We start from the raw sequence: 23,555 nt of genomic DNA on the forward strand, positions 1-23,555 counted from the left end.
AAGTCTGTAAACTAAAGAGGTAATGAAATGAACTCTTTTAAGGAGGGTCACTTAAATTGACTAAAGATGATCGACAAGCAGCCTTGGATGCTGCGTTAAAAAAGATTGAAAAGAATTTCGGTAAAGGTTCCATTATGCGGATGGGCGAAAAGGTTGATACTCAAATTTCAACCGTTTCTTCTGGTTCATTAGCATTGGATGAAGCACTCGGGGTAGGTGGTTATCCACGAGGCCGAATTGTTGAAATTTACGGCCCTGAAAGTTCAGGTAAAACGACGGTTGCCTTACACGCAGTCGCTGAAGTTCAACGACAAGGTGGCACGGCTGCCTATATCGATGCTGAAAATGCGATGGATCCTAAATACGCAACAGCATTGGGCGTTAACATTGATGAATTACTTTTATCACAACCGGATACAGGTGAACAAGGGTTAGAAATTGCTGACGCATTAGTCTCAAGTGGGGCTGTTGATATTTTAGTGGTCGATTCAGTGGCCGCTTTAGTACCACGGGCTGAAATTGAAGGCGAAATGGGTGATGCCCATGTCGGTTTGCAAGCCCGTTTAATGTCACAAGCGCTACGTAAACTATCAGGGACGATTAATAAGACCAAAACCATTGCGTTATTTATTAATCAAATCCGTGAAAAAGTCGGCGTTATGTTTGGTAACCCTGAAATCACACCAGGTGGACGTGCGTTGAAGTTTTATTCAACCGTTCGACTAGAAGTGCGGCGTGCCGAAACGATTAAAAACGGCACCGAAATGATCGGGAACCGGGCTCGGATTAAGGTTGTTAAGAACAAGGTGGCCCCACCATTTAAGGTTGCTGAAGTTGATATTATGTACGGTCACGGGATTTCACAAACTGGTGAAATTGTCGACATGGCCGCTGAAAAGGATATTATCGATAAGAGTGGTTCTTGGTATTCTTACGGTGAAGAACGGATTGGTCAAGGGCGTGAAAACGCGAAGAAATATTTGACGGATCATCCAGAAATTCAAGACGAAATTCGCCTGAAAGTCCGTGCAGCCTATGGTATGCCGGATGAAGATGCCCCTGAAGTCAAAGATGAAACAAAACTTGATGTCTAAAGAGCAGTTAGATTAATTCTGAATTTAACAGGATTGCCAGCAACGCCCGTTTTTGGGACAAGCTGGCTTTTTTTGTTGAAATCGGCTAGTGATTTATTTAATTAATAGGATAAAGTGGGTCGCTTTAAATGAGAAAGCGGTTTTAAAGCTGATAGTTTAAGTTGACAGGCGGTTTACGAAACTATAAAATAACTATGTGTTGATAAACTAAAACATAATAACATCCTTAAAAATTTGCAGCTAACACTGCAATTCAAAATTTTTGATGATGCGGAGGTGAGAAAATGATCTTAGGTATTTCATTAATCCTCGCAGTCATCATGTTAATCGTTGGTTTACTGGTTGGTTCCGTTCTGCAAAAGAAGGCATACAAACGTGAAATTGATGGTTCAAATAAGACTGCCACAGGAATAATTGAAGCAGCCGAAAAAGAAGCGGCAACGCGGAAGAAAGAAATTCTTTTAGAAGCGAAGGACGAAAATCATCGCTACCGTTCAGAAATTGAAGCTGAATTGAAAGATCGGCGTGGTGAAGTCCAAAAACAAGAAAATCGTTTGATGCAAAGAGAAGAAACGATGGATCGCAAAGATGTAACGTTAGATAAAAAAGAACGTTCATTGGAACAACGCGAAAGTCGATTGGCTAATCAGACCCAACAATTAACTGAAAAGCAAGCAGAAATCTCAGCTTTAATCGAGCAACAACAAGCAAAACTGCAAGAGATCGCAGAACTTTCTCATGATGACGCGCAAAAGATTATTCTAGATGATACAAAACAAGATTTAGAACATGAAAGAGCCGTCTTAATTAAGGAAAGTGAAGAGTCCGCTAAGCGCAATGCTGACCGAACAGCGAAAACGTTAGTAGCAGAAGCGATTCAACGGAGTGCGGCCGATATGGTTACCGAGACAACGGTCACGGTTGTGACGTTGCCAAATGACGATATGAAGGGTCGGATTATTGGGCGTGAAGGCCGTAATATCCGGACGCTTGAAACGTTGACTGGGATTGATTTAATTATTGATGATACCCCTGAAGCGGTTGTTTTAAGTGGCTTTGATCCAATCAGACGTGAAATTGCACGGATGACCTTGGAAAAATTAATTCAAGATGGTCGGATTCATCCGGCACGAATTGAAGAGATGGTTGATAAGTCACGTAAAGAGATGGATGAACAAATTCGTCAAATCGGGGAACAAGCTATTTTTGATGTTGGGATTCATACGATGCACCCTGACCTGATTAAGGTCTTAGGTCGTTTACATTTCAGAACAAGTTATGGTCAAAATGTCTTGAACCATTCGATTGAAGTCGCTAAGTTAACGGGTATTTTAGCGGCCGAATTAGGCGAAGATGTGACGCTTGCTAAGCGAGCAGGTTTATTACATGATATTGGTAAAGCGTTGGATCATGAAGTTGATGGTTCCCACGTTGAAATCGGGGTTGAATTAGCAACCCGTTACAAAGAACCAGCAACGGTAATCAATGCCATTGGGTCTCATCATGGTGATATTGAAGCTACTTCAATTATCTCCGTCTTGGTTGCGGCCGCTGATGCAATTTCAGCTGCTCGACCAGGGGCACGTTCAGAATCACTTGAAAATTATATTCATCGTCTAGAAAAACTAGAAAGCATTACCAATAGTTTTGACGGCGTTGATCATAGTTTTGCAATTCAAGCGGGCCGAGAAGTACGTGTGATTGTCAAACCAGAACAAGTCACTGACGATCAGGCAACGGTCTTAGCACGGGACGTTAAGAATCAAATTGAAAATCAACTTGAATATCCAGGACACATTAAAGTGACGGTTATTCGTGAAACGCGTACAATTGAATACGCCAAATAATCGTTAAAACACTAACTGATTCTGTTGAATTCGGTTAGTGTTTTTCTTTGGTTTTATTTAAGCTACGAAGTCTGTATTGTGTTTGCGCCGTTTGATTTGTATAATATAGAGAATGTTAGTTAGAGAAAGTGGGCAATTTGAATGATGACCATGTTTAAAATTATAGTGGGGTTATTTGCAACGATGTTAGTTTCAGCTGCCATCACACCACTAGTCCGCCGGTTAGCGTTTGTATTAGGGGCTGTTGATAAGCCGAACGCACGCCGGGTCAATAAAAAAGCCATGCCATCAATGGGCGGTTTAGCTATTTTTATCGCCTTTACCTTTGGGACCTTCGTCCTATTGCGTGGTCAATTTCCAACGCATGAATTATTCAGTCTTTTTTTGGCGGAATGCGTGATTATCATTACCGGGATGATTGATGATATTAAAGAATTAAGTCCTAAGCAAAAAATGCTCGGGATTTTAATTGCGGCGTTAGTGGTTTATTTCTTAGCTGGTATTCGAATGAATATTTTAACGATTCCGTTAGTCGGGACGTTTGAACTTGGTTGGCTCAGTTTTCCAATCACCGTCTTTTGGATTTTGGCGATTACCAACGCAGTCAATCTGATTGATGGTCTCGATGGGTTAGCCACGGGCGTTTCAATCATCGCGTTGTTTACGATGGGCGTGATTGCGTATTTCTTCTTAGCGATTACCAACGTCAGCGTTTCAATCATGATTTTCTGTTTGGCAGCGGCTTTAATCGGGTTTCTACCACACAATTTCCATCCTGCTAAAATCTTTTTGGGCGATACTGGCGCGTTGTTTATCGGGTTCATGATCGCGGTGTTATCCCTTAAAGGGTTAAAAAATGTAACGTTTGTGACCTTATTAATTCCAGTGATTATCTTAGGGGTGCCAATTACGGATACCGTCTATGCGATGTTACGGCGAATTTTAAATAAAAAACCAATCTCACAAGCCGATAAACACCATTTGCATCATCGGTTGATGCAACTCGGTTTGTCACATCGACAAACCGTCTTAGTGATTTATGGTTTAGCGTTAGTTTTCTCATTGATTTCGTTACTCTACCCGTTATCAACATTGTGGGGGAGCGTCGCTTTGACGGTCGCCGTCTTGTTCGGTTTAGAGCTGTTCGTGGAATCAATTGGGTTAGTCGGCGATAACCGCCAGCCACTACTGCATTTGTTAAAACGGTTATTAAAACCTAAAAAAGACTCACAAAAAAAGGAGTAGCCACGGCTACTCCTTTTTTATTTGGTTAATGCATGTAGGTCTTGAGGACTGATTGGGACTTCGTTAAACTGTTCCGGTCCTTCAACGAATGTCAGGCGACCGTTTAATTGTTCCGTAATCGCGGCTTTAAACCAATCGAGTTTAGTCGTATCGAGCCAAACAGTCAATTGAATATCGGCTGCGTACTGAATATCAGTGGCGTTTAACTGGACTTGCGCCAACCAATTTTGTAAGGCGTCAAATTGGGAATAGTCGAGTGTGACGAGACAGGCAGTCTGAGCAACGCCTTGAACGAGGCCGATTTCGGTTAAGGCGCTTGACGTAGCGTGACTGTATGCCCGGATTAACCCACCGGTTCCGAGTTTAATGCCGCCGAAGTAACGGGTCACCACCACAACTAAGTTGGTCAACTGCATTTGGCGTAAGACCTCAAGCATTGGGACGCCAGCAGTGCCACTAGGTTCGCCGTCATCGCTTTGTTTTTGGATAGGTGGTTGTTGGCCGAGTTGATAGGCAAAACAGTTGTGGTTAGCCTTAGGATGACTTTTACGAACTTGTTCAATAAAAGCTTGCGCGCTATTTTCGTCAGTCACGCGAGCAACTTGGCAAATAAACCGGGATTTTTTAACGATTAATTCAAATTGGCCGTCCGTTTTGACGGTAAAATAAGTTTCCATAGGACACCTCGAGAGAATTCAATTTAAAGTGGTAGTTGTTAATTGAGGGGGGATTAGATGACGAGTCAACCAACCGGCGTCGGTCGTCAATGGGCAGAACAGTTGCTGCCCCAGATTAAAGCTGATTATAGTTTACCACAACTCAAACACCGACCAGCGTTTGAGAACCGTAACGGGGTGCTAGTCTGCCAACGGTGTCAACAGGTGGCGACGGCGCAATTACCAGATGGTCGCCATTATTGCCGGCAATGTTTGGTTTTCGGTCGTTTGGTCGAAGGCGACCATCTTTTTTACGTACCCGCGCAAGCAGTGACGTTAAATGGGGCTAAAACGGCGAAGTTAACTTGGACGGGGCAGTTAACCGACTTACAAACCGAAGCGGCTCAACAGATTTGTGACGTGATTCAAACTCAGCAAACTCACGTTTTAACGGCTGTCACGGGGGCCGGGAAGACGGAAATGCTGTTTCCGGGAATTGCATTAGCAATGCAAAATGGGCAACGGGTGTGCATTGCTGCGCCTCGGATTGATGTGTGTTTAGAGCTGTATCCACGGATTCAAGCGGCCTTTGAACACCAGACCATCATGTTATTGTATGGTGGTCAAACGGCGCCTTACAAGGATGCAGCTTTGGTGATTTGTACGACGCATCAGTTGTTAAACTTTTATCAGGCCTTCGATGTGTTGATTGTCGATGAGGTTGACGCGTTCCCGTTTCAGGATAATCCAGTCTTAGCGGCCGGGGTTAAGCAAGCGGTTAGGCCACAATCAGCCTTGATATATTTAACCGCGACCCCCACTAAAGTAATTCAACAGGCCGTCCAAACAGGAGCGATGACGACTAGCGAATTACCATTACGCTATCACGGCTATTTACTGCCAGAACCGAATTGTCGACCGTTACGCGGTTGGCAGCAGCAATTGAGCCGACAACGGTTACCGAAACGGTTTTTGCAAGATTGTCGACGGTGTTTAGCGCAACAGCGGTTATTGATATTTGTGCCACGAGTGGCTGATTTACAACCGGTTCAACAAGTACTGACCGCGTGGTTACCAGACGTCGCGCTGTTAACCGTCCACGCCCAAGACCCCGACCGACTTGCGAAAGTGGCCGCATTTCGGGCAGAATCGGTTCAAGTGTTGATTACAACGACGATCATGGAACGCGGGGTCACCTTTCAAAACGTGGGGGTCTTAGTGTTAGGCGCGGATCATCGTATTTTTAAAACGGCGACGCTGGTTCAGATTGCGGGGCGGGCTGGTCGGCAAAAAGCGCATCCCGATAATCCAGTTTATTTTTATTATCAAGATTACACGTTAGCGATTCAGCGCGCTTGTCGGCAAATTCGGCATCAAAATCAAAAAGGACGGCGATTAAAATGCGATGTTTAATGTGTCAACAACCGATTATTCAAGTGCCGAGCTTATGGATGTTAATCGGCGTTCAACGTCGTTATCCACCGTTTATTTGCGAAACTTGTTTGCGGACTTTCGAGCGGATTGGGCCACAACGTTGTCAGGGGTGTGGTCGCTCCCTGATTAAGTCGAGGGTTTGTCCAGATTGTCAGAAATGGCAAGCGTTATATCCCCAGCAAACGTTTCAAAATCAGGCTTTATTTACTTATAACGAGGCGATGCGGTTGTATTTCCAACGCTATAAAGGACAAGGCGATTATCAACTCCGGTGCTTATTGCAAAGTGAGATTCAAAATCAATGGCCGGTGCAAGCTAAGACTTGGTACGTCCCGATACCGACGGCGCGTGCCCATTATGAACAGCGCGGTTTTGATCCGGTGTTGGGGTTGTATCAAGATTGTTTTCCGTTGACGACTTTATTGACTAAACGACCAACGCAACAGGGACAATCACAAAAAACACGCGCCGAACGATTAGCGAGCCCCCAGTTTTTTGATTATCAAGCGACTACTGAATGCCAATTACCACGTAAGATTGTGCTATTAGACGATATCTATACGACGGGGCGGACGCTTTGGCACGCACAACAATGTTTACGGGCTCATTTTCTTAAGATTCCAATAAAATCAATTACATTAGCACGTTAGAAACCGTTTTATTTGTTTGTCTGCCGGATATTATATATAATGAGTTTAGTAACAAAAGCCTTGGCCATTTTTAACAGTCGAGGACAAGTATCCACAGTGGATATTTGTGAAAGGGGAGAAGTCATATGCTAAGTTTTAATGTTCGTGGAGAAAATATCGAGGTTACAGAAGCCATTCGTAATTATGTTGAGAAGAAAATCAGCAAACTTGAGAAATATTTCGACAAGTCGGCTACTGCAACTGCCCATGTTAATTTGAAAGTCTACCCAGATAAAACCGCTAAGGTCGAAGTCACCATTCCATTACCTTATCTCGTACTAAGAGCTGAAGAAACCTCATCAGATATGTACGGTAGTATTGATCTTGTGACCGATAAACTAGAACGTCAGATTCGTAAATTTAAAACTAAGATTAACCGTAAATCACGTGAACGGGGCATTAAAGATATCGAATTAGTTGTCCCAGAGGCAGAAATTTTACCAGAAGATTCAATGCAAGTGGTTCGGACAAAACGTCTTTCATTGAAACCAATGGATAGTGAAGAAGCGATATTACAAATGAATATGTTGGGCCATCAATTCTTTATCTTTGAAGATTCAGAAACCAACGGAACAAGCATTGTTTATAAGCGTCAAGACGGACGCTATGGTTTGATTGAAACTGACGAATAATTAATTTATTCGTAAACGTTTGGACATGATTATTGTCCAAACGTTTTTTTTAGCTTAATTAAAAATAAACAACAATATTAACTATTAATCGAAGGGTTGGCCATTTGTGGCTCTGACGGGGTTTTATTTGATTGTAATAAATGTTAGAATGAATTGTTAAGAACCACGATTAGCACCATAATTTAGATTAAAAATGACTGATTAAGATTTCTAGAGGAGAATTATAAATCGATGGCAAACTTTCTAAAAACATGGGTAGAAAGCGATAAACGCGAAGTTACCCGCATGGGCAAAATTGCCGATAAGGTACAACAATACGAAGATGAATACAGCAATTTATCAGATGAAGCATTGCAAGCAAAAACACCTGAATTTAAAACCAGAGTTGCAAATGGCGAAACGTTAGATGATCTTTTACCAGAGGCTTTTGCGGTCGCTCGTGAAGGCGCTAAGCGTGTCTTGGGCTTATTCCCATTCCGCGTTCAAATTATTGGTGGGATTACGTTACACGAAGGTAATATTGCCGAAATGAAAACGGGTGAAGGGAAAACCTTGACGGCTACAATGCCCGTTTATTTAAACGCATTGGCTGGTAAAGGGGTTCACGTTGTCACGGTCAATGAATACTTATCAAGTCGTGATGCGACTGAAATGGGTGAATTATATAATTGGCTCGGTTTATCAGTTGGCTTAAACTTAAATGCTAAAACCGCTGAAGAAAAACGGGATGCTTATAATTCCGATATTACGTATTCAACCAATAGTGAACTCGGGTTTGATTATTTACGGGATAACATGGTGGTTTACAAAGAAGAAATGGTACAACGTCCCTTAAACTTTGCAATCGTCGATGAAGTCGATTCAATTTTAATTGATGAAGCGCGGACACCATTGATTATTTCGGGACAAGCTGAAAAATCAACTGCACTTTACGTGCGTGCTGATCGTTTCGTCAAGACCTTAAAAGAAGAGACCGATTATAAGATTGATTGGCCAACTAAAACAATTAGTTTAACTGAAGAGGGTATCGGAAAAGCCGAAGAAAACTTTGGCTTAGATAACTTATACGATACTGAAAACACGGCGTTAACGCATCATTTGGACGAATCATTACGGGCCAACTTCATCATGTTGAAAGACATTGATTATGTGGTCCAAGACGGTGAAGTCTTAATCGTCGATCAATTTACGGGCCGGGTCATGGATGGCCGTCGTTATTCAGATGGGTTACATCAAGCAATCGAAGCCAAAGAAGGCGTTGAGATTCAAGATGAAACTAAAACCATGGCCAACATTACCTACCAAAATTATTTCAGAATGTACAATAAACTTTCTGGGATGACTGGGACGGCTAAGACCGAAGAAGAAGAATTCCGCGAAATTTACAACATGGAAGTTATCTCAATTCCAACCAATAAACCAATTGCGCGTTTGGATAAACCGGATGTGTTGTACCCAACACTTGAAAGTAAGTTCAATGCAGTCGTTGAAGACATTAAAGAACGTTACACTAAAGGCCAACCAATCTTGGTCGGGACAGTGGCCGTTGAATCGTCAGAATTATTGTCACGTTTATTGGATGAAAATAACGTGCCCCATGCTGTCTTGAATGCGAAAAACCATTTTAAAGAAGCTGAAATTATTATGAATGCCGGTCAACGCGGTGCCGTAACGATTGCCACCAATATGGCGGGTCGTGGGACCGATATTAAATTAGGACCTGGTGTTGTTGAATTAGGCGGCCTTTCTGTCATTGGGACTGAACGTCATGAATCACGCCGGATTGATAATCAATTACGGGGTCGTTCAGGTCGTCAAGGGGACCAAGGGGTGACGCAATTCTATATGTCACTTGAAGATGATTTGATGAAACGTTTTGGTTCAGAACGTATCAAAGCATTCTTGGACCGGATGAAGATTTCAGATGACGATGCAGTCATCCAAAGTAGTATGATTACCCGTCAAGTCGAAGCCGCTCAAAAACGGGTCGAAGGGAATAACTACGATACCCGGAAACAAACCTTGCAATATGATGATGTGATGCGTGAACAACGTGAAGTCATCTATAAACAACGGATGCAAGTCATCATGGCTGAAGAAGATTTAAAATCAGTGATTATGCCAATGATTTCACGGACCGTTAAACGAATCGTGCAATTACACACCCAAGGTGAAATGGTGGACTGGAAATTAGAAGCCGTCCATGATTTTGCAACGACTTCGATGGTGAGTGAAGAACAATTACCATTAGAAAAATTACAAGGTAAAGATGCCGCAGAAATTGAATCATTATTGATGGACTTTGCTGAAAAGAATTACGCCACGAAACAAAAACAATTGTCTGATACGGATCAGATGCTAGAATTTGAAAAAGTGGTTATTTTACGAGTAGTTGATGAACGTTGGACCGATCATATCGATGCCATGGATCAATTACGTAATTCAATCGGGTTACGGGGCTACGGTCAAATGAACCCATTGGTTGAATATCAAGAAGAAGGCTACAGAATGTTTGAAGAGATGATTAGTAGTATCGATTATGATACGACGCGTCTATTCATGAAGGCTGAAATTCGCCAAAATATTCGTCGCTAATTTAGGAAATGGCCGGGGTAGTTCGTTATCTGGGCCATTTTTTAATGGCATTAAATCGTGAAGGGGTCTTATCAAATGGAATTAAGTGTCGCTAAACATCAACTAGAAAATATTGAACAAAAAATTACGCATTTTAGGGGGTCGCTTTGACTTAGAAGGCCTGCAAGAAAGCATTGCGCAAAATGAAGCGCAAATGGCAGAACCTGATTTCTGGAACCACCAAAAAGCAGCCCAAGTCGTGATTGACCAAAATAACGCGTTAAAAGCGCAATACGATTCATTTAACCAATTAAAAGCGCAATACGAGGACCTCAGTGTGGCCTTAGAGTTGTTGCAAGAAGAACCGGATGCAGAGATGCAAGTTAGTTTTGAAGCCGATCTCGCAGTGCTTAACGCGCAGATGCAACAGTATGAACTCGGCCAATTATTGTCGGGCGAATATGATGGCAATAATGCGATTGTCGAACTACATCCGGGTGCTGGTGGCACGGAATCCCAAGATTGGGGATCCATGTTGCTACGGATGTATCTGCGTTGGGCCGATTCACACGGGTTTACGGTCGAAACGGAAGATTACCAAGCCGGTGAAGAAGCCGGTATTAAGAGTGTCACGTTGATGATTAAAGGCCATAACGCATACGGTTTGTTACGTTCCGAAAAAGGTGTACACCGTCTAGTTCGAATCTCACCATTTGATTCAGCAGGTCGGCGTCATACGTCATTTTGTTCGGTCGATGTGATGCCTGAATTGGATGGCTCAATTGATATCGAAGTCCGGACTGAAGATTTACGGGTCGACGTCTTTCGTTCAAGTGGTGCTGGTGGTCAACATATTAATAAGACCTCTTCAGCTGTCCGTTTAACCCATTTGCCAACCGGTATTGTGGTTAGCTCGCAGGCGCAACGTTCACAATTGCAGAACCGTGAAACGGCGATGGGGATGTTGAAAGCTAAACTATATCAACGCGAACAAGAAGAACAAGCGAAGAAAGCGGCCGCGATTAAGGGTGAACAACTCGAAATTGGTTGGGGTTCACAGATTCGTTCGTACGTCTTCCATCCCTATACAATGGTCAAAGATCACCGGACTAATTATGAAACGGGTAATGGGCAAGCGGTGATGGACGGTGATTTAGATCCATTTATGGATGCTTATTTACAATGGCAACTCAGCCAACGTAATCCGGATTAGTTGCAAAGAAATTGACATGTAATTGTAATCAAATTGTGATTATTCGGTTATTAAGCATGCTATAATATAATAGATTGTGATTTCCACAGTAGAAATTAATTGACAAATATTAAAGGAGTGTCCCCCAGTGATTCAAATGACGCATGTGTCAAAGAAATACGCAAACGGTGTGACGGCGATTAAAGATTTATCAGTAACCATTGAACCCGGCGAATTTACTTACATTGTCGGCCCAAGTGGTGCGGGTAAATCAACATTCATTAAGATGCTGTACCATCAGTTAAGAGCAACTAGCGGTGCAATTAGTGTCGCCGGTTTCGATTTGATTGCTATGAAGGATCGTGATGTTCCCTATCTTCGTCGGAAGATGGGTGTCGTTTTCCAAGATTTCAAATTACTACCACGTCTAACGGTTTTTGAAAATATTGCTTACGCCATGGAAGTAATTGAAGTGGAACCTCAAGAAATTAAAGAACGGGTTCTAGAAGTGCTTGAAATGGTCGGCCTAAAGGGTGAAATTCGACGTTTTCCGAATGAATTATCTGGTGGGGAACAACAACGGGTAGCCGTTGCTCGCGCCATCGTCAACCGGCCAGAAGTCTTGATTGCCGATGAACCAACCGGTAATTTAGATCCCGAAACATCAGAAGGCATTATGGATATCTTAGAAGCCATCAACAAAAAAGGGACCATTGTCTTAATGGCAACCCACAATAAACAAATGGTCAATGAACGGACGCATCGGGTGCTTGCAATCGAAGATGGTCGTTTAGTTCGTGATGAAAAAGAAGGTGAATATGGCTATGAAGACTAGAACAATTAAGCGCCATTTAGATGATAGTTTTAAAAGTTTAAGACGAAATGGTTGGATGTCAGTTGCCGCAGTTAGTGCCGTAACAGTGACATTATTATTGGTCGGGATTTTCTTCGCCATGATTTTCAACTTCAATAAGATTTCTAAAGATATTGAAAATGACGTTCACGTTCGGGTCATGATTGAACGTGGTACGACAACGAAACAAAAAGATCAATTGCAAAAGAAACTTGAAAAGATGGCTTCCGTTAAAGACGTGACCTATTCAAGTCGTAAAAAAGAATTAAATAAAGTAGTTGGCAGTTACGGTCAATCATTCAAGATGTTCACCGGTGACGACAATCCATTGTACGATGTCTATACGGTTAGCACGACTAAACCAACACAAACAATTAAAGTTGCTAAGAAAGCGAAACAGTTAAAACACGTTTACGATGCGACTTATGGTGGCAATAACGCGAAGAAACTCTTTAGCGTCATGTCTGGTGTTCGTCGTTGGGGGATTGGTTTTACAATTCTCTTATTGTTTGTCGCAGTCTTCTTAATCTCCAATACGATTCGGATCACGATTTTGTCACGACGTGATGAAATTGGAATTATGCGCTTGGTTGGGGCAACTAACAGTTATATTCGCTGGCCTTTCCTTTTGGAAGGGGCTTGGACTGGTTTGTTAGGGGTCGTTATTCCGATTCTAGTGGTCGATATTGGTTACGGTTGGGTTTACCGGCATATGGCGATCAGCATGGCTTCAGCCGGCTATTCGTTGTTGAAACCAGGGATGTTCCTATTTGAACTTGATTTGACGATGGCTGTGATTGGGATTGTGATTGGGGCCTTAGGTTCTGTCATCTCAATGCGTCGATTCCTTAAAATTTAGATTATATAGTTAATATGATAGCGTCGTATCCTAGGTTAGGGATGTGACGCTATTTGTTTTTAATACGAAGATTTCAGCGAGCACTAGGCAGTTAAGGGGGCAAAATGCTATACTAATGAAGAATAGCAACTTAAATGGCACCAAATGACCGGTTGGAGGTTTAGAGGGTATGGAGACACTAAGTGAAATTGGATGGGTATTACTCACATCGCCGTTGTTATGGTTGACGATTATCATGGCGATTGGCTTGGCCCGCTATCGGGTGCGTGCCGAACGACGTGTATTCAGAATGGCGATTAATCCGCGGTGGTCGGAAGTCCGTTATTTCATAGGGCATGGTTTATTAGCGGGATTAGGGATTAGTTGTGTCACGCTGTTATTGGGAGTGGCGGTTAATCTAGAATGGTGGTTAGTCTATCAGATTATTGCCATTATCGCCTTGATGGGTATCAGTCATCGCTTAAACGCCACGACAATTTTATTGGTGAGTGCGGTGGTTTATTGGGGATTGCCACTGATTTGGCCCCAATACCAATCAGCCGATACCAATCAATTATTAGCCGAATTATTAATCGTCATCGGCTTGGTTGCTTTTGCCACCGGTTGGTTACAAAGAAAAGACGCCGGCAAACTGACGACCCCCAACGTGATTGAGAGTCAACGGGGCCGGTTGACGGCAATTTTTACCAGTCGGCAAGTTTATTTAGCCCCCGTCTTCTTTCTCGTCCCAGGGACTTTGAATTTACCAGATTGGACTTTCTGGCCGGTTTTACATATTGGACAAACGACTTATAGCATTGTGATTTTGCCGTTATTATTGGGTTTTTCGTTTAAAGCGGTCCAAGTCTTAATGTCTGTTTTAGTCCAACGTTCGGTTAAACGCCAAATCCAATTGGGCGTGCTGAGTCTCATATTAGGCCTAATCAGTGTCGTCGTACCGCAGTTTGCAATCTGGGCCGTCATGATTGCATTGTTAGGTGGTTTTGTTTTACAATGGCGTTTAGGTAAACTAAAAGCAGGTGAAAAACGGTTATATTTCACCAAACCGTATCAAGGCGTTCGGGTTTTAGGGGTTCAAACAGCAACCCCCGCTGCTAAAATGCAATTGACGGTTGGTGATGTGATTGTTGAATGTAATGGGTTACCGGTTTCAAATAACGAAAATTTTTATCAAGCAATTCAAAGTCAACCAACCTATTGTCATTTGAAGGTTCAAGACTTGCAAGGTGAGTACCGAATTACGGAGAGTGCGGTCTTTGCAGATGCGCCACACGAATTAGGTGTTATTTTATTCCCAGAGAATTAAGTAGATAAAGGGTGGACTTGATGAAAAATATTTTAGTCGTAGATGATGAACCGGCAATCTTGACGTTATTAAGATATAATTTGGAACAAGAGCATTTTAAGGTGATGACGGCAACCGACGGCGCAATGGCCCTCGAGATGGCGTTGCAACAACCGTTTGATTTCATTATTTTGGATTTAATGTTACCTAAATTAGATGGGATTGCCGTCACCAAAAAGATTCGGGAAGCCAAACTAGCGACCCCAATTATGATTTTGACGGCCAAAGATAGCGAAACGGACAAGATTGTTGGCCTAGAAATTGGTGCTGATGATTACGTCACTAAACCGTTTAGCCCCCGGGAAATTATCGCGCGGATTCGGGCGATTGAACGGCGGACGCAAACTACCGCGCAACCGACCGATGAACCAGTTGCGACTATTTTACAAGTTGGCACTTTAACGGTCGATGAAACCGAAGTGATTGCCAAAAAGAATAATCATAAATTACATTTAACCCCGAAAGAATTTGAATTATTGGCGTATTTTATGCACCGAGTCAATAAGGTTCAAAGTCGGGAGAAGCTTTTAAATGCGGTTTGGGGGTTCGATTATCCAGCAGAAACGCGCATGGTCGATATTCAAGTCAGTCATTTACGTGAAAAAATAGAAGATGATCCGCGCCATCCCGGTTACTTAAAAACAGTCCGTGGTTTTGGTTATCAATTGGAGGATCCCAACCATGACTAAGCATGATCAAATCAGATTTTACAGAATAGCCACGATTTTAGTGGCTATTTACATAGCTTTAATGATGACGTTTAATTCGGTAGTCAAACGCCAACAAATGACCACTTTAGCGGCACGAGGGGCGGATTATGCCCTGTTACATAAACAACCAGATTTTCAGGCCCAAAAATGGTTGGTTCAAAACCAGTTAGAAGTGGTGACGGAACAATCTGCACAAAAAACAAAACTGCAAAAAACTGCCAATGACATTTTAAATCGGGAGCGATCGACCGAGGATACCCAAATGGTTCAAAAAGTCAGTGGGCAATCTTACCTATTCTACCGGTATCAAACTAAAAAGACGGCCTTTGTCCTAGTGACCGCACAACACCGCTTTTGGCAGACTTGGCCCACTTTTGCGTTGACGTTGACGAGTTTGTATCTCATCATTTGCGGTTTAATCTTATTGAAGTTTTGGCAACATCGACGCCGATTTGCAACGCATTTGAAAATTCTGGTGGCCAATATTCACCATATCCGACATGAGGAGTTACCAGAACCGATTATTTTCCAGCGAGACGCCTCGTTATATGTTTTAGCGGACGAGATTAATAAATTAAACGGTGATATGCGCCATATGCGCCAAAAAATTGCGATTCAACAGGGCAGTTTTGACCGGTTAATCGACCATCTGCCGGTTGGCGTCATGGTGATTAATGAAGCGCGGCAGGTCGTCTTACACAACGAAGCGATTGGCGAACTGTTAGAAACGCAGATTGAGGATCGGAAACACCCGTATATTGATGATATTAAAACGTATGAATTAACGCGGATGATTGAACATACTTTCAGACATCGGCGTAGCCATCATCAAGAGATTCAATTGATTCAAAACCAGGAACGGTTTGTTGACGCGAACGTGGTCCAACTGAATACCGTTAAGTCTAAATTTCAAGCGTTGGTCATCCTGTACGATTTAACCGATATCCGGCGGGTTGAACAGATGCAACTCGATTTTGTCAGCAATGTGAGTCATGAATTGAAAACACCGGTGACCGCGATTACTGGTTTTGCGGAGACCTTGTTAGCGGGGGCCAAGGATGACCCAGCCACCTTACAACAATTTTTGCAGATTATTTATGACGAAAGTACGCGTCTAACGGCGTTGATTCAGGATATTTTAGCGTTGTCGCATTTAGATCAAAAAGAACAGATTAAGGCGCAACCGCTATTGATTAAACCAGTGATTGAACAAAACCTATTATTGCTCCAACAAAAGATTCAGAAAAAAGCGTTACACGTCTCGGTTGAAATACCGGCCGATTTACAAATTCGGATTCAGAAAATGAAATTTAACCAGATTATGAAGAATTTAATCGCGAACGGCATTACGTACAATAAACCAGCCGGTTCGCTCGTGATTACTGCTGAACAAAATGCCATGCAGCAAATTGAGATTCGGGTGGTCGATTCTGGTCAGGGGATTCCGAGTGATTTACAAGATCGAATCTTTGAACGCTTCTACCGAGTCGATCAAGCTCGTGCGACCCATAAGAGTGGGACCGGTTTAGGGTTAGCGATTGCCAAAGAACTAACGGAAAGTCTAGGCGGTCAGTTGACGGTTGAAAGCCAACTAGGCGTCGGTAGTGAATTTATTTTAACGTTACCCAATCAGTGATTTACACAAAATTTACATTGAGCGGTATTAGATTTTACAATCATTTTTTATAATAAAGATATCGATGTTTTAAATGGAATTCGTGGAGGATTTATGATGCGCAAACGTGGTGTAATTGGATTTTTAGTAGCTTGCAGTTTGATGCTACTGGCGGGATGCCAATCAAAACAAAATGGCCAATCAGTTACGGCGGTTGGTTCGTCAGCATTGCAGCCTTTAATTGAAGCGCTAGCTGAAGAATATAGTGCGCAACATTCAGGTCAATTTATTAACGTCCAAGGTGGCGGTTCCGGCACTGGCCTCAGCCAGATTCAAGAAGGCGCCGTTCAAATGGGCAATTCAGATTTATTTGCAGAAGAAAAGGCCGGGATTAAGGCCGATCAATTAGTCGATCATAAAGTGGCGGTTGTGGGAATTACACCAGTCGTCAATAAACAATTAGGGGTTAAGAATTTAACGTTGACACAATTAGCCCAAATTTTTAGCGGTGAAATTACCAACTGGAAACAAGTTGGTGGCCCCAATCAAGCGGTCGTGATTATTAACCGAGCACAGGGTAGCGGCACGCGGACGACGTTTGAACAATGGGTCATGAAAAAACGTAAAACGAAACCAGCTCAAGAACAAGATTCAACTGGGATGGTGCGGTCAATCGTGGCCAATACGCCAGGGGCAATCAGTTACTTAGCCTTTTCTTACGTGGATAAGACGGTCGCGACTCTTAAGTTAGACGGCATCGCGCCAACCGATGCCAACGTGGTTAAGAATGCTTGGCCAATTTGGTCGTATGAACATGTTTATACAAAGGGCCAACCAACTGGTTTAACGAAGAAATTCTTGGCATACGTTTTATCGGATGAAGTGCAGAACAAACAAGTCGGTAAGATGGGTTATATTCCTGTTTCACAGATGCAAGTTGAACGGTCAGTGACTGGCACAATTACGAAGGTTAAGTAGGTGGTCGAAGATGGATCCAATTAAAGCAAGTTTATTAAAAAAATCAAGAGCGGCTAAAAGTGAAACGCGTGGGAAACTATTGAGTTTGTTTTGCATTAGCTTGATTGTCTTTATCGTATTAGCCATTTTCTATTTTGTGGCGTCTAAAGGGTTAGCAACGTTCTTTCATGACAAGGTCAACCTAGGCCGATTCTTAACACAGAGTAGTTGGAATCCAAGTCTGAAAGATAGTCATGGTCGGCCAGAAGTTGGCGCATTACCCATGATTTTAGGCTCATTTGGGGTCACCTTCTTAGCGGCATTATTAGCGACACCGTTTGCGATTGGTGCCGGAATCTTCATGACTGAAATTTCACCTAAACGGGGCGAAAAAATCTTACAACCCGTCATGGAATTGCTAGTCGGCATTCCATCCGTTGTTTACGGGTTCATTGGGTTATCAGTGATTGTTCCCGCTGTCCGAACGGTTTTTGGGGGCAGTGGTTTTGGGATTTTAGCCGGAACCTGCGTCTTATTCGTGATGATTTTACCAACGGTGACGTCGATGACGGTCGACGCGCTCAAGAGCGTCCCACGTTATTATCGAGAAGCATCGTTGGCCTTAGGGGCAACGCGTTGGCAAACAACGTGGAAAGTTGTCTTACGTGCAGCGACACCTGGTATTTTAACCGGGGTTGTTTTCGGGATGGCGCGGGCCTTTGGTGAAGCGTTAGCGGTTCAAATGGTGATTGGGAATGCGGCCTTGTTACCGCACAACTTGATTACACCAGCCTCGACGCTAACCAGTGTCTTGACCATGGGAATCGGGAACACGGTTATGGGCTCACTCGCTAATAACGCTTTATGGTCATTAGCTTTACTCTTATTATTAATGTCACTCATGTTTAACTTACTGGTTCGTTTAATCGGTCGGAAGGGAGCAATTAGTCGCTAATGGATGCTAAAAAATGGGATAAAATTGCAACAGGCGTATTAACGGCAATTGCCGGCTTTATCGTCTTATTATTGGCTAGTCTGCTCGGCTATATCTTAGTTCGAGGCTTGCCACACGTGACTTGGGGCTTTTTGACTAAACCATCGCAAACCTTTACAAAGGGCGGTGGGATCGGGATTCAACTCTTTAATTCATTTTATTTATTGCTCTTATCAATGATTATTTCAGTACCGTTATCAATTGGTGCCGGTATTTACTTGGCTGAATACGCGCCTAAGAATTGGGTCACCAATGTGATTCGGACGGCAATTGAAGTGTTGAGCTCATTGCCATCGGTCGTGGTTGGGTTATTCGGTTTCTTAGTCTTTGTCATCCAATTTAAATTTGGCTTTTCAATTTTAGCAGGGGCGTTAGTGTTGACGGTCTTTAATTTACCGTTATTAACCCGGAACGTCGAAGATGCCCTAAAATCAATTCATTTCACACAACGAGAAGCGGGACTTGCTTTAGGGTTATCCCGTTACGAAACGGTGAAACACGTCATTATTCCAGAAGCTTTACCAAATATTATTACCGGGATGATTCTGGGTGCGGGTCGGGTTTTCGGTGAAGCCGCCGCTTTGATCTATACTGCTGGTCAAAGTGCCCCGGTTTTAGATTTTACGAACTGGAATCCAGCGAACATTTCGAGTCCACTGAATCCAATGCGACCAGCTGAAACCCTGGCGGTCCATATCTGGAAGATTAATTCAGAAGGGATTATGCCCGATGCTTCGGCCGTTTCAGCCGGCGCTTCAGCGGTCTTAATCATCGCAGTACTCCTTTTCAATTGGTTGGCCCGTGTGATTGGCAAACATGTTTACCGTAAAATGACAGCATCATAGGAGAAATAAATGGCAGATTATGATTTAACTAAAACACATATTAAACAATTTTCGGAAACGAAACATGAAATTGCGTTATCAACTGAAAATTTAAACGTCTACTATGGCGATAAACAGGCGATGTTTGACGCATCTTTACAATTCGAACGTTACCGGATTACAGCGTTAATCGGTGCTTCTGGTTCGGGCAAGTCGACTTACTTGCGTAGTTTGAACCGCATGAATGATAATATTGCTAACACGAGAGTGACCGGAAAGATTATGTATCGTGACGTGGATATCAATAGTGACGAAGTGGATGTCTATAAAATGCGCGAACATATCGGGATGGTTTTCCAACGCCCCAATCCGTTCGCTAAATCAATTTACGATAACATCACGTTTGCCCTCAAGCAACACGGTCAAAAGGATAAGAAATACTTAGATGAAATTGTGGAAACCTCGTTAAAACAAGCAGCGTTATGGGATCAGGTCAAAGATTCGCTCGGTAAGAGTGCTTTGGCGTTATCCGGTGGCCAACAACAACGGCTCTGTATTGCCCGGGCAATTGCGATGAAACCCGATATTCTGTTAATGGATGAACCCGCATCAGCTTTAGATCCCATTTCAACGAATACCGTTGAAGAGACCTTAATTCGATTGAAAGAAAAATTTACAATCGTCATTGTCACGCATAATATGCAACAGGCAGCGCGGATTAGTGACTATACGGCCTTTTTCCATTCTGGCCATGCATTGGAATTCGATGAAACCCGTAAGATCTTTACGCGGCCTAAGATTAAAGCAGCAGAAGATTACGTTTCTGGTCATTTCGGCTAGAAATTAGGGAGGTTTACCTAGTGGTAAATAAGATTATTGAATCCTCGGATGTTCATCTTTTTTATGGTAAGAACGAGGCGCTTAAAGACATTAACATTGATTTTAATGAAAATGAGATTACGGCTTTAATTGGCCCATCTGGTTGCGGTAAATCAACTTACTTGCGGTGCTTAAATCGCATGAATGATTTGATTGATTCGGCCAAAGTAACTGGCAAATTTTTATTAAACGGTCAAGATATTTACGCACCAGAAATGGATACCGTTAAACTACGTAAAGAGGTTGGAATGGTGTTTCAACAACCCAATCCCTTTCCGTTCTCAATCTACGATAACGTCGTGTATGGGTTGCGGTTAGCCGGTGTTAAAGATCATCGCATCTTGGACGAAGCGGTCGAAAGTAGTTTGAAACAAGCCGCTGTTTGGGATGATGTGAAGGATAAGTTACACGAAAGTGCATTATCACTTTCAGGTGGTCAACAACAGCGGGTGTGTATCGCGCGCGTCTTGGCGGTTAAACCTAAAGTGATCTTAATGGATGAACCAACTTCAGCATTAGATCCAATTTCGAGTGCTAAAATTGAAAATATGTTGCTAGAATTGCGCCAACAGTATACCATTATAATGGTGACGCATAATATGCATCAGGCTTCCCGGATTTCGGACAAGACGGCTTTCTTTTTACAAGGTGAATTAATTGAATACGCACCAACCAAGAAAATTTTCTTAAACCCATCCGAAAAACAAACGGAAGATTACATCAGTGGCCGATTCGGCTAAGAAAGAAGGGAAACATTATGAGAAGACTTTTTGAAGATGAACTAAACGATCTCCATGTCCGCTTTTCTGAAATGGGGATGATGGTCAATGAAGCCATCTATAAATCCGTTAAGGCGTTTATTAATCATGACAAGCAATTGGCCCATGAGGTAATTGATGATGATTACAAGATTAATGAACGTGAAACGGATTTAGAACGTAAAAGTTTTGAGTTAATTGCTTTGCAACAACCGGTTTCAACCGATTTACGGATTATTGTGACGATTATGAAGGCTAGTTCTGATTTGGAACGAATGGGCGATCACGCGGTATCCATCGCGAAATCAACCATCCGGGTCAAAGGCAATACCCGTGTGCCAGATATTGAAAAAGATATCGCGGATATGGCTGAAAAAGTGAAGACGATGGTTGAAGAAGTATTGGACGCTTACGTTAAAGAAGACCGCAAACGGGCTTTAACGATTGCTAAAGAAGATGTTGCCATCAATGCTTATTCAGATAATATCTATGATGATTGTATTCAAGAAATGCAACGTGATTCAGAAACGGTCGTCGGCAGTATGGATTACATGCTAGTCGCTAGTTATCTAGAACGAATTGGTGATTACGTGACGAACATCTGTGAATGGATTATTTACTTACGAACGGGTAAAGTGGTCGAATTAAATTCAAACGCTAAAGAAGACGATTTTTAAGAAGTGCGTTGAGTTGCGGGCAGCAACTGAGCATTAACAGAAAAATCCGATTATCCTGAATTTAGGGATAATCGGATTTTTTTGATGGCTTTTTATACCGCTGGATACCTAATTAAAAATCAACCTTTGGACCTATGACATTTCACTGGAAACTGGGCATAATAGAACCATAGTCAAGTGCAACAAAAATGTTGGCAGTTTTTAGATCAATGGAGGTCAAAACAATGAATGAACGTCAAAGAATATTAGACTTAGTGAATCAAGGGATTATTACTTCAGAAGAAGCGTTAGTTTTATTAGAAAATTTAGCCAAAAACGATCAAGGTCAAGCGACAAGTACAGTAACGCAGGACCAACCAACGGAAACGGAAACTGAAACATCAGCAGAAAATCAAGAAAAACAAGATAAACAAAAAGAAGCGGTTGAAGAACAGGCGCACGAATTAACGGTCGCTTTATCAGGTGTTAACCGCCAATTGCAAGATTTAAAACAAGGACTGCACGCCGATCAAGAACAAGTGACTGTACTTGATACGATGGAAGATTTAGACAGTTTAACGGCCGAAAAAGCTGGCGAACGTCAAACCTTAAAAGCCACTATTCTACAAAAACAAGTTCAGATTGACGAATTAGAAGAACAACGCAAGACGTTGACTGATGAATTGAATCAATTGGAAAAAGAACGCCGCCAGATGGCTAAAAATCAATGGTCCGAAAAGCTTGGCTTATCGGATGACTGGAAAGAAAATGCCAGTGAAACGTTTGATGAATTGAGTGATAAACTCGGCGAAGCCGGCAATCAATTCGGCAAATTCATGAAGAATACCGCTAAAACGGTCATGGATAATGTCGATTGGAAAGACGTTAACTTCCGCGTACCGGGATTAGCAACTGAAAAGTTCACACATGATTTTGTTTATCCCAACGTGCACCCAGATATGATTAACGTCAAGGTTGCTAACGGTAGTGTTAACTTTAGAATTTGGGATCAACCCGAAATTAAAGTGACGGCGCAAATCAAACTATATGGTAAGATGGCTGAAGAAACGGCCATTGACGCCTTTGAAGCACGGAGCCAAATCAGTGTGACTGAGGATGACTTAGTGTTCCAAGTGCCGAATAAACGGATCCAAGCCGATTTAATTTTCTACTTACCAGCGAATAATTATCAACAAACCAACGTTAAGGTTTTAAACGGGGATATTGAATTAGACGGCTTTACAGGCCGTGACATCTACGTCAAGACGACTAACGGACAATTAACCTTAATGAGTACCAACGCGGCGATGGTTGAAGCTGAGAACGTCAACGGGGGCATTACGATGACCCAAGGCCGTTATGACGACATCTTAGCAACGACTGTTAACGGTAATATCGTGTTAAAAGCACAAATTCTAAATGCGAGTGTCTCGACTGTTAATGGCGATGTTAAGGCGACATTAACTGAAAATAGTTTACAACATTTAAAGGCGAAGTCGGTTAATGGTAATGTTAAATTAGGTTTACCAGCAACCCTCGGCTTAACGGCTGAGTCCCGGACCCGGTTTGGGGCGATTAAAAATCGTTTGACGAATACTCAAACGGTTGATCAACGTCAAAGTACTGGTAGTCAGATGCTACAACTAACGCGCTTTGAAGCGCCAGAAGTTGCACAATTGACCTTAAGTACCACGACGGGTAATATTTTATTAAAAGATAACGATAATTAATTAAAAGAGAGT

At 42.5% G+C, this 23,555-nt stretch carries 21 protein-coding genes; 20 read left to right on the forward strand and 1 reads right to left on the reverse strand.

Annotated elements, in window-relative coordinates; all coding sequences use genetic code 11:
- The first annotated feature begins 56 nt into the window (after positions 1-56).
- The 3 genes from recA to LFUMFP_RS03455 all read left to right on the forward strand — a co-directional run bounded on the left by recA (position 57) and on the right by LFUMFP_RS03455 (position 4,186).
- Complete coding sequence (recA, locus tag LFUMFP_RS03445) at positions 57-1,094, forward strand: recombinase RecA (protein WP_025084001.1); 1,038 nt, start codon at positions 57-59, stop codon at positions 1,092-1,094.
- Between the two features lie 284 nt (positions 1,095-1,378).
- Positions 1,379-2,941, forward strand: coding sequence for a ribonuclease Y (gene rny, locus LFUMFP_RS03450; protein ID WP_025084002.1), 1,563 nt, complete (start codon positions 1,379-1,381; stop codon positions 2,939-2,941).
- A gap of 150 nt (positions 2,942-3,091) precedes the next feature.
- Positions 3,092-4,186 carry a glycosyltransferase family 4 protein gene (locus LFUMFP_RS03455; protein ID WP_025084003.1) on the forward strand — a complete coding sequence of 365 codons (1,095 nt, stop codon included), beginning with the start codon at positions 3,092-3,094 and terminating at the stop codon, positions 4,184-4,186.
- Positions 4,187-4,203: 17 nt separating this feature from the next.
- Here LFUMFP_RS03455 and LFUMFP_RS03460 read toward each other — a convergent pair whose 3' ends face one another.
- Entirely contained in the window at positions 4,204-4,863 is a 660-nt protein-coding gene (locus tag LFUMFP_RS03460) for a YigZ family protein (protein WP_025084004.1), read from the reverse strand.
- A 57-nt stretch (positions 4,864-4,920) separates the two neighbouring features.
- Between LFUMFP_RS03460 and LFUMFP_RS03465 the strand changes: the two genes are divergently transcribed.
- The 17 genes from LFUMFP_RS03465 (at position 4,921) to liaX (ending at position 23,543) form a co-directional block, all read left to right on the forward strand.
- On the forward strand, positions 4,921-6,255 hold the full coding sequence (locus LFUMFP_RS03465; protein ID WP_106483075.1) for an ATP-dependent helicase ComFA: 1,335 nt from the start codon (positions 4,921-4,923) through the stop codon (positions 6,253-6,255).
- Complete coding sequence (locus LFUMFP_RS03470; RefSeq protein WP_158697719.1) at positions 6,243-6,926, forward strand: ComFC family protein; 684 nt, start codon at positions 6,243-6,245, stop codon at positions 6,924-6,926. The genes LFUMFP_RS03465 and LFUMFP_RS03470 overlap by 13 nt, the downstream gene beginning before the upstream one ends.
- 125 nt (positions 6,927-7,051) lie before the next feature.
- Positions 7,052-7,597 carry a ribosome hibernation-promoting factor, HPF/YfiA family gene (hpf, locus tag LFUMFP_RS03475; protein ID WP_025083386.1) on the forward strand — a complete coding sequence of 182 codons (546 nt, stop codon included), beginning with the start codon at positions 7,052-7,054 and terminating at the stop codon, positions 7,595-7,597.
- Positions 7,598-7,828: 231 nt separating this feature from the next.
- Entirely contained in the window at positions 7,829-10,192 is a 2,364-nt protein-coding gene (secA, locus tag LFUMFP_RS03480; protein WP_106483076.1) for a preprotein translocase subunit SecA, read from the forward strand.
- 75 nt (positions 10,193-10,267) lie between these two features.
- Positions 10,268-11,384 (forward strand): peptide chain release factor 2 gene (prfB, locus tag LFUMFP_RS03485; protein WP_106483077.1). Its coding sequence is split into 2 segments (ribosomal slippage): positions 10,268-10,339 and positions 10,341-11,384, totalling 1,116 coding nucleotides; the frame shifts between segments, so codons are not numbered across the junction.
- 136 nt (positions 11,385-11,520) lie between these two features.
- The gene (gene ftsE, locus LFUMFP_RS03490; protein WP_408609870.1) at positions 11,521-12,198 is read left to right on the forward strand and encodes a cell division ATP-binding protein FtsE; all 678 of its coding nucleotides are present in this window, start codon (positions 11,521-11,523) and stop codon (positions 12,196-12,198) included.
- Positions 12,188-13,075, forward strand: coding sequence for a permease-like cell division protein FtsX (gene ftsX, locus LFUMFP_RS03495; protein WP_025083390.1), 888 nt, complete (start codon positions 12,188-12,190; stop codon positions 13,073-13,075). The genes ftsE and ftsX overlap by 11 nt, the downstream gene beginning before the upstream one ends.
- A 169-nt stretch (positions 13,076-13,244) precedes the next feature.
- The gene (locus tag LFUMFP_RS03500; protein ID WP_025083391.1) at positions 13,245-14,381 is read left to right on the forward strand and encodes a PDZ domain-containing protein; all 1,137 of its coding nucleotides are present in this window, start codon (positions 13,245-13,247) and stop codon (positions 14,379-14,381) included.
- Positions 14,382-14,401: 20 nt separating this feature from the next.
- A complete protein-coding gene (locus LFUMFP_RS03505) occupies positions 14,402-15,109 on the forward strand; it encodes a response regulator transcription factor (protein ID WP_025083392.1) in 708 nt (235 codons plus the stop codon).
- Positions 15,102-16,766 (forward strand): two-component system histidine kinase PnpS, encoded by a 1,665-nt coding sequence (gene pnpS, locus LFUMFP_RS03510; RefSeq protein WP_106483079.1) that lies wholly within the window; start codon positions 15,102-15,104, stop codon positions 16,764-16,766. Before LFUMFP_RS03505 ends, pnpS begins: the two co-directional genes overlap by 8 nt.
- Positions 16,767-16,862: 96 nt before the next feature.
- Positions 16,863-17,723 (forward strand): phosphate ABC transporter substrate-binding protein PstS family protein, encoded by an 861-nt coding sequence (locus tag LFUMFP_RS03515; protein ID WP_056950083.1) that lies wholly within the window; start codon positions 16,863-16,865, stop codon positions 17,721-17,723.
- A gap of 10 nt (positions 17,724-17,733) precedes the next feature.
- A complete protein-coding gene (gene pstC / locus LFUMFP_RS03520) occupies positions 17,734-18,657 on the forward strand; it encodes a phosphate ABC transporter permease subunit PstC (protein WP_025083394.1) in 924 nt (307 codons plus the stop codon).
- Positions 18,657-19,541 carry a phosphate ABC transporter permease PstA gene (gene pstA / locus LFUMFP_RS03525; protein WP_025083395.1) on the forward strand — a complete coding sequence of 295 codons (885 nt, stop codon included), beginning with the start codon at positions 18,657-18,659 and terminating at the stop codon, positions 19,539-19,541. Before pstC ends, pstA begins: the two co-directional genes overlap by 1 nt.
- A 9-nt stretch (positions 19,542-19,550) precedes the next feature.
- Positions 19,551-20,360: a phosphate ABC transporter ATP-binding protein PstB gene (gene pstB / locus LFUMFP_RS03530; protein WP_025083396.1), complete on the forward strand. Its 810-nt coding sequence runs from the start codon at positions 19,551-19,553 to the stop codon at positions 20,358-20,360.
- 20 nt (positions 20,361-20,380) lie between these two features.
- Positions 20,381-21,139, forward strand: a complete 759-nt coding sequence (pstB, locus tag LFUMFP_RS03535) for a phosphate ABC transporter ATP-binding protein PstB (RefSeq protein WP_025083397.1) — start codon at positions 20,381-20,383, stop codon at positions 21,137-21,139.
- A gap of 17 nt (positions 21,140-21,156) precedes the next feature.
- On the forward strand, positions 21,157-21,834 hold the full coding sequence (gene phoU / locus LFUMFP_RS03540) for a phosphate signaling complex protein PhoU (RefSeq protein ID WP_035439089.1): 678 nt from the start codon (positions 21,157-21,159) through the stop codon (positions 21,832-21,834).
- Between the two features lie 224 nt (positions 21,835-22,058).
- The gene (gene liaX, locus LFUMFP_RS03545) at positions 22,059-23,543 is read left to right on the forward strand and encodes a daptomycin-sensing surface protein LiaX (protein WP_025083399.1); all 1,485 of its coding nucleotides are present in this window, start codon (positions 22,059-22,061) and stop codon (positions 23,541-23,543) included.
- Positions 23,544-23,555: the final 12 nt, after the last annotated feature.

The organism is Latilactobacillus fuchuensis (assembly GCF_900258455.1).
Lineage (GTDB): Bacteria > Bacillota > Bacilli > Lactobacillales > Lactobacillaceae > Latilactobacillus > Latilactobacillus fuchuensis.

Coding starts and splice junctions, on each gene's coding strand:
- rny (WP_025084002.1), top strand. CDS start 1,379: ATGATCTTAGGTATTTCATTAATCCTCGCAGTCATCATGTTAATCGTT.
- LFUMFP_RS03455 (WP_025084003.1), top strand. CDS start 3,092: ATGTTTAAAATTATAGTGGGGTTATTTGCAACGATGTTAGTTTCAGCT.
- LFUMFP_RS03460 (WP_025084004.1), bottom strand. CDS start 4,863: ATGGAAACTTATTTTACCGTCAAAACGGACGGCCAATTTGAATTAATC.
- LFUMFP_RS03465 (WP_106483075.1), top strand. CDS start 4,921: ATGACGAGTCAACCAACCGGCGTCGGTCGTCAATGGGCAGAACAGTTG.
- LFUMFP_RS03470 (WP_158697719.1), top strand. CDS start 6,243: ATGCGATGTTTAATGTGTCAACAACCGATTATTCAAGTGCCGAGCTTA.
- hpf (WP_025083386.1), top strand. CDS start 7,052: ATGCTAAGTTTTAATGTTCGTGGAGAAAATATCGAGGTTACAGAAGCC.
- secA (WP_106483076.1), top strand. CDS start 7,829: ATGGCAAACTTTCTAAAAACATGGGTAGAAAGCGATAAACGCGAAGTT.
- ftsE (WP_408609870.1), top strand. CDS start 11,521: ATGACGCATGTGTCAAAGAAATACGCAAACGGTGTGACGGCGATTAAA.
- ftsX (WP_025083390.1), top strand. CDS start 12,188: ATGAAGACTAGAACAATTAAGCGCCATTTAGATGATAGTTTTAAAAGT.
- LFUMFP_RS03500 (WP_025083391.1), top strand. CDS start 13,245: ATGGAGACACTAAGTGAAATTGGATGGGTATTACTCACATCGCCGTTG.
- LFUMFP_RS03505 (WP_025083392.1), top strand. CDS start 14,402: ATGAAAAATATTTTAGTCGTAGATGATGAACCGGCAATCTTGACGTTA.
- pnpS (WP_106483079.1), top strand. CDS start 15,102: ATGACTAAGCATGATCAAATCAGATTTTACAGAATAGCCACGATTTTA.
- LFUMFP_RS03515 (WP_056950083.1), top strand. CDS start 16,863: ATGCGCAAACGTGGTGTAATTGGATTTTTAGTAGCTTGCAGTTTGATG.
- pstC (WP_025083394.1), top strand. CDS start 17,734: ATGGATCCAATTAAAGCAAGTTTATTAAAAAAATCAAGAGCGGCTAAA.
- pstA (WP_025083395.1), top strand. CDS start 18,657: ATGGATGCTAAAAAATGGGATAAAATTGCAACAGGCGTATTAACGGCA.
- pstB (WP_025083396.1), top strand. CDS start 19,551: ATGGCAGATTATGATTTAACTAAAACACATATTAAACAATTTTCGGAA.
- phoU (WP_035439089.1), top strand. CDS start 21,157: ATGAGAAGACTTTTTGAAGATGAACTAAACGATCTCCATGTCCGCTTT.
- liaX (WP_025083399.1), top strand. CDS start 22,059: ATGAATGAACGTCAAAGAATATTAGACTTAGTGAATCAAGGGATTATT.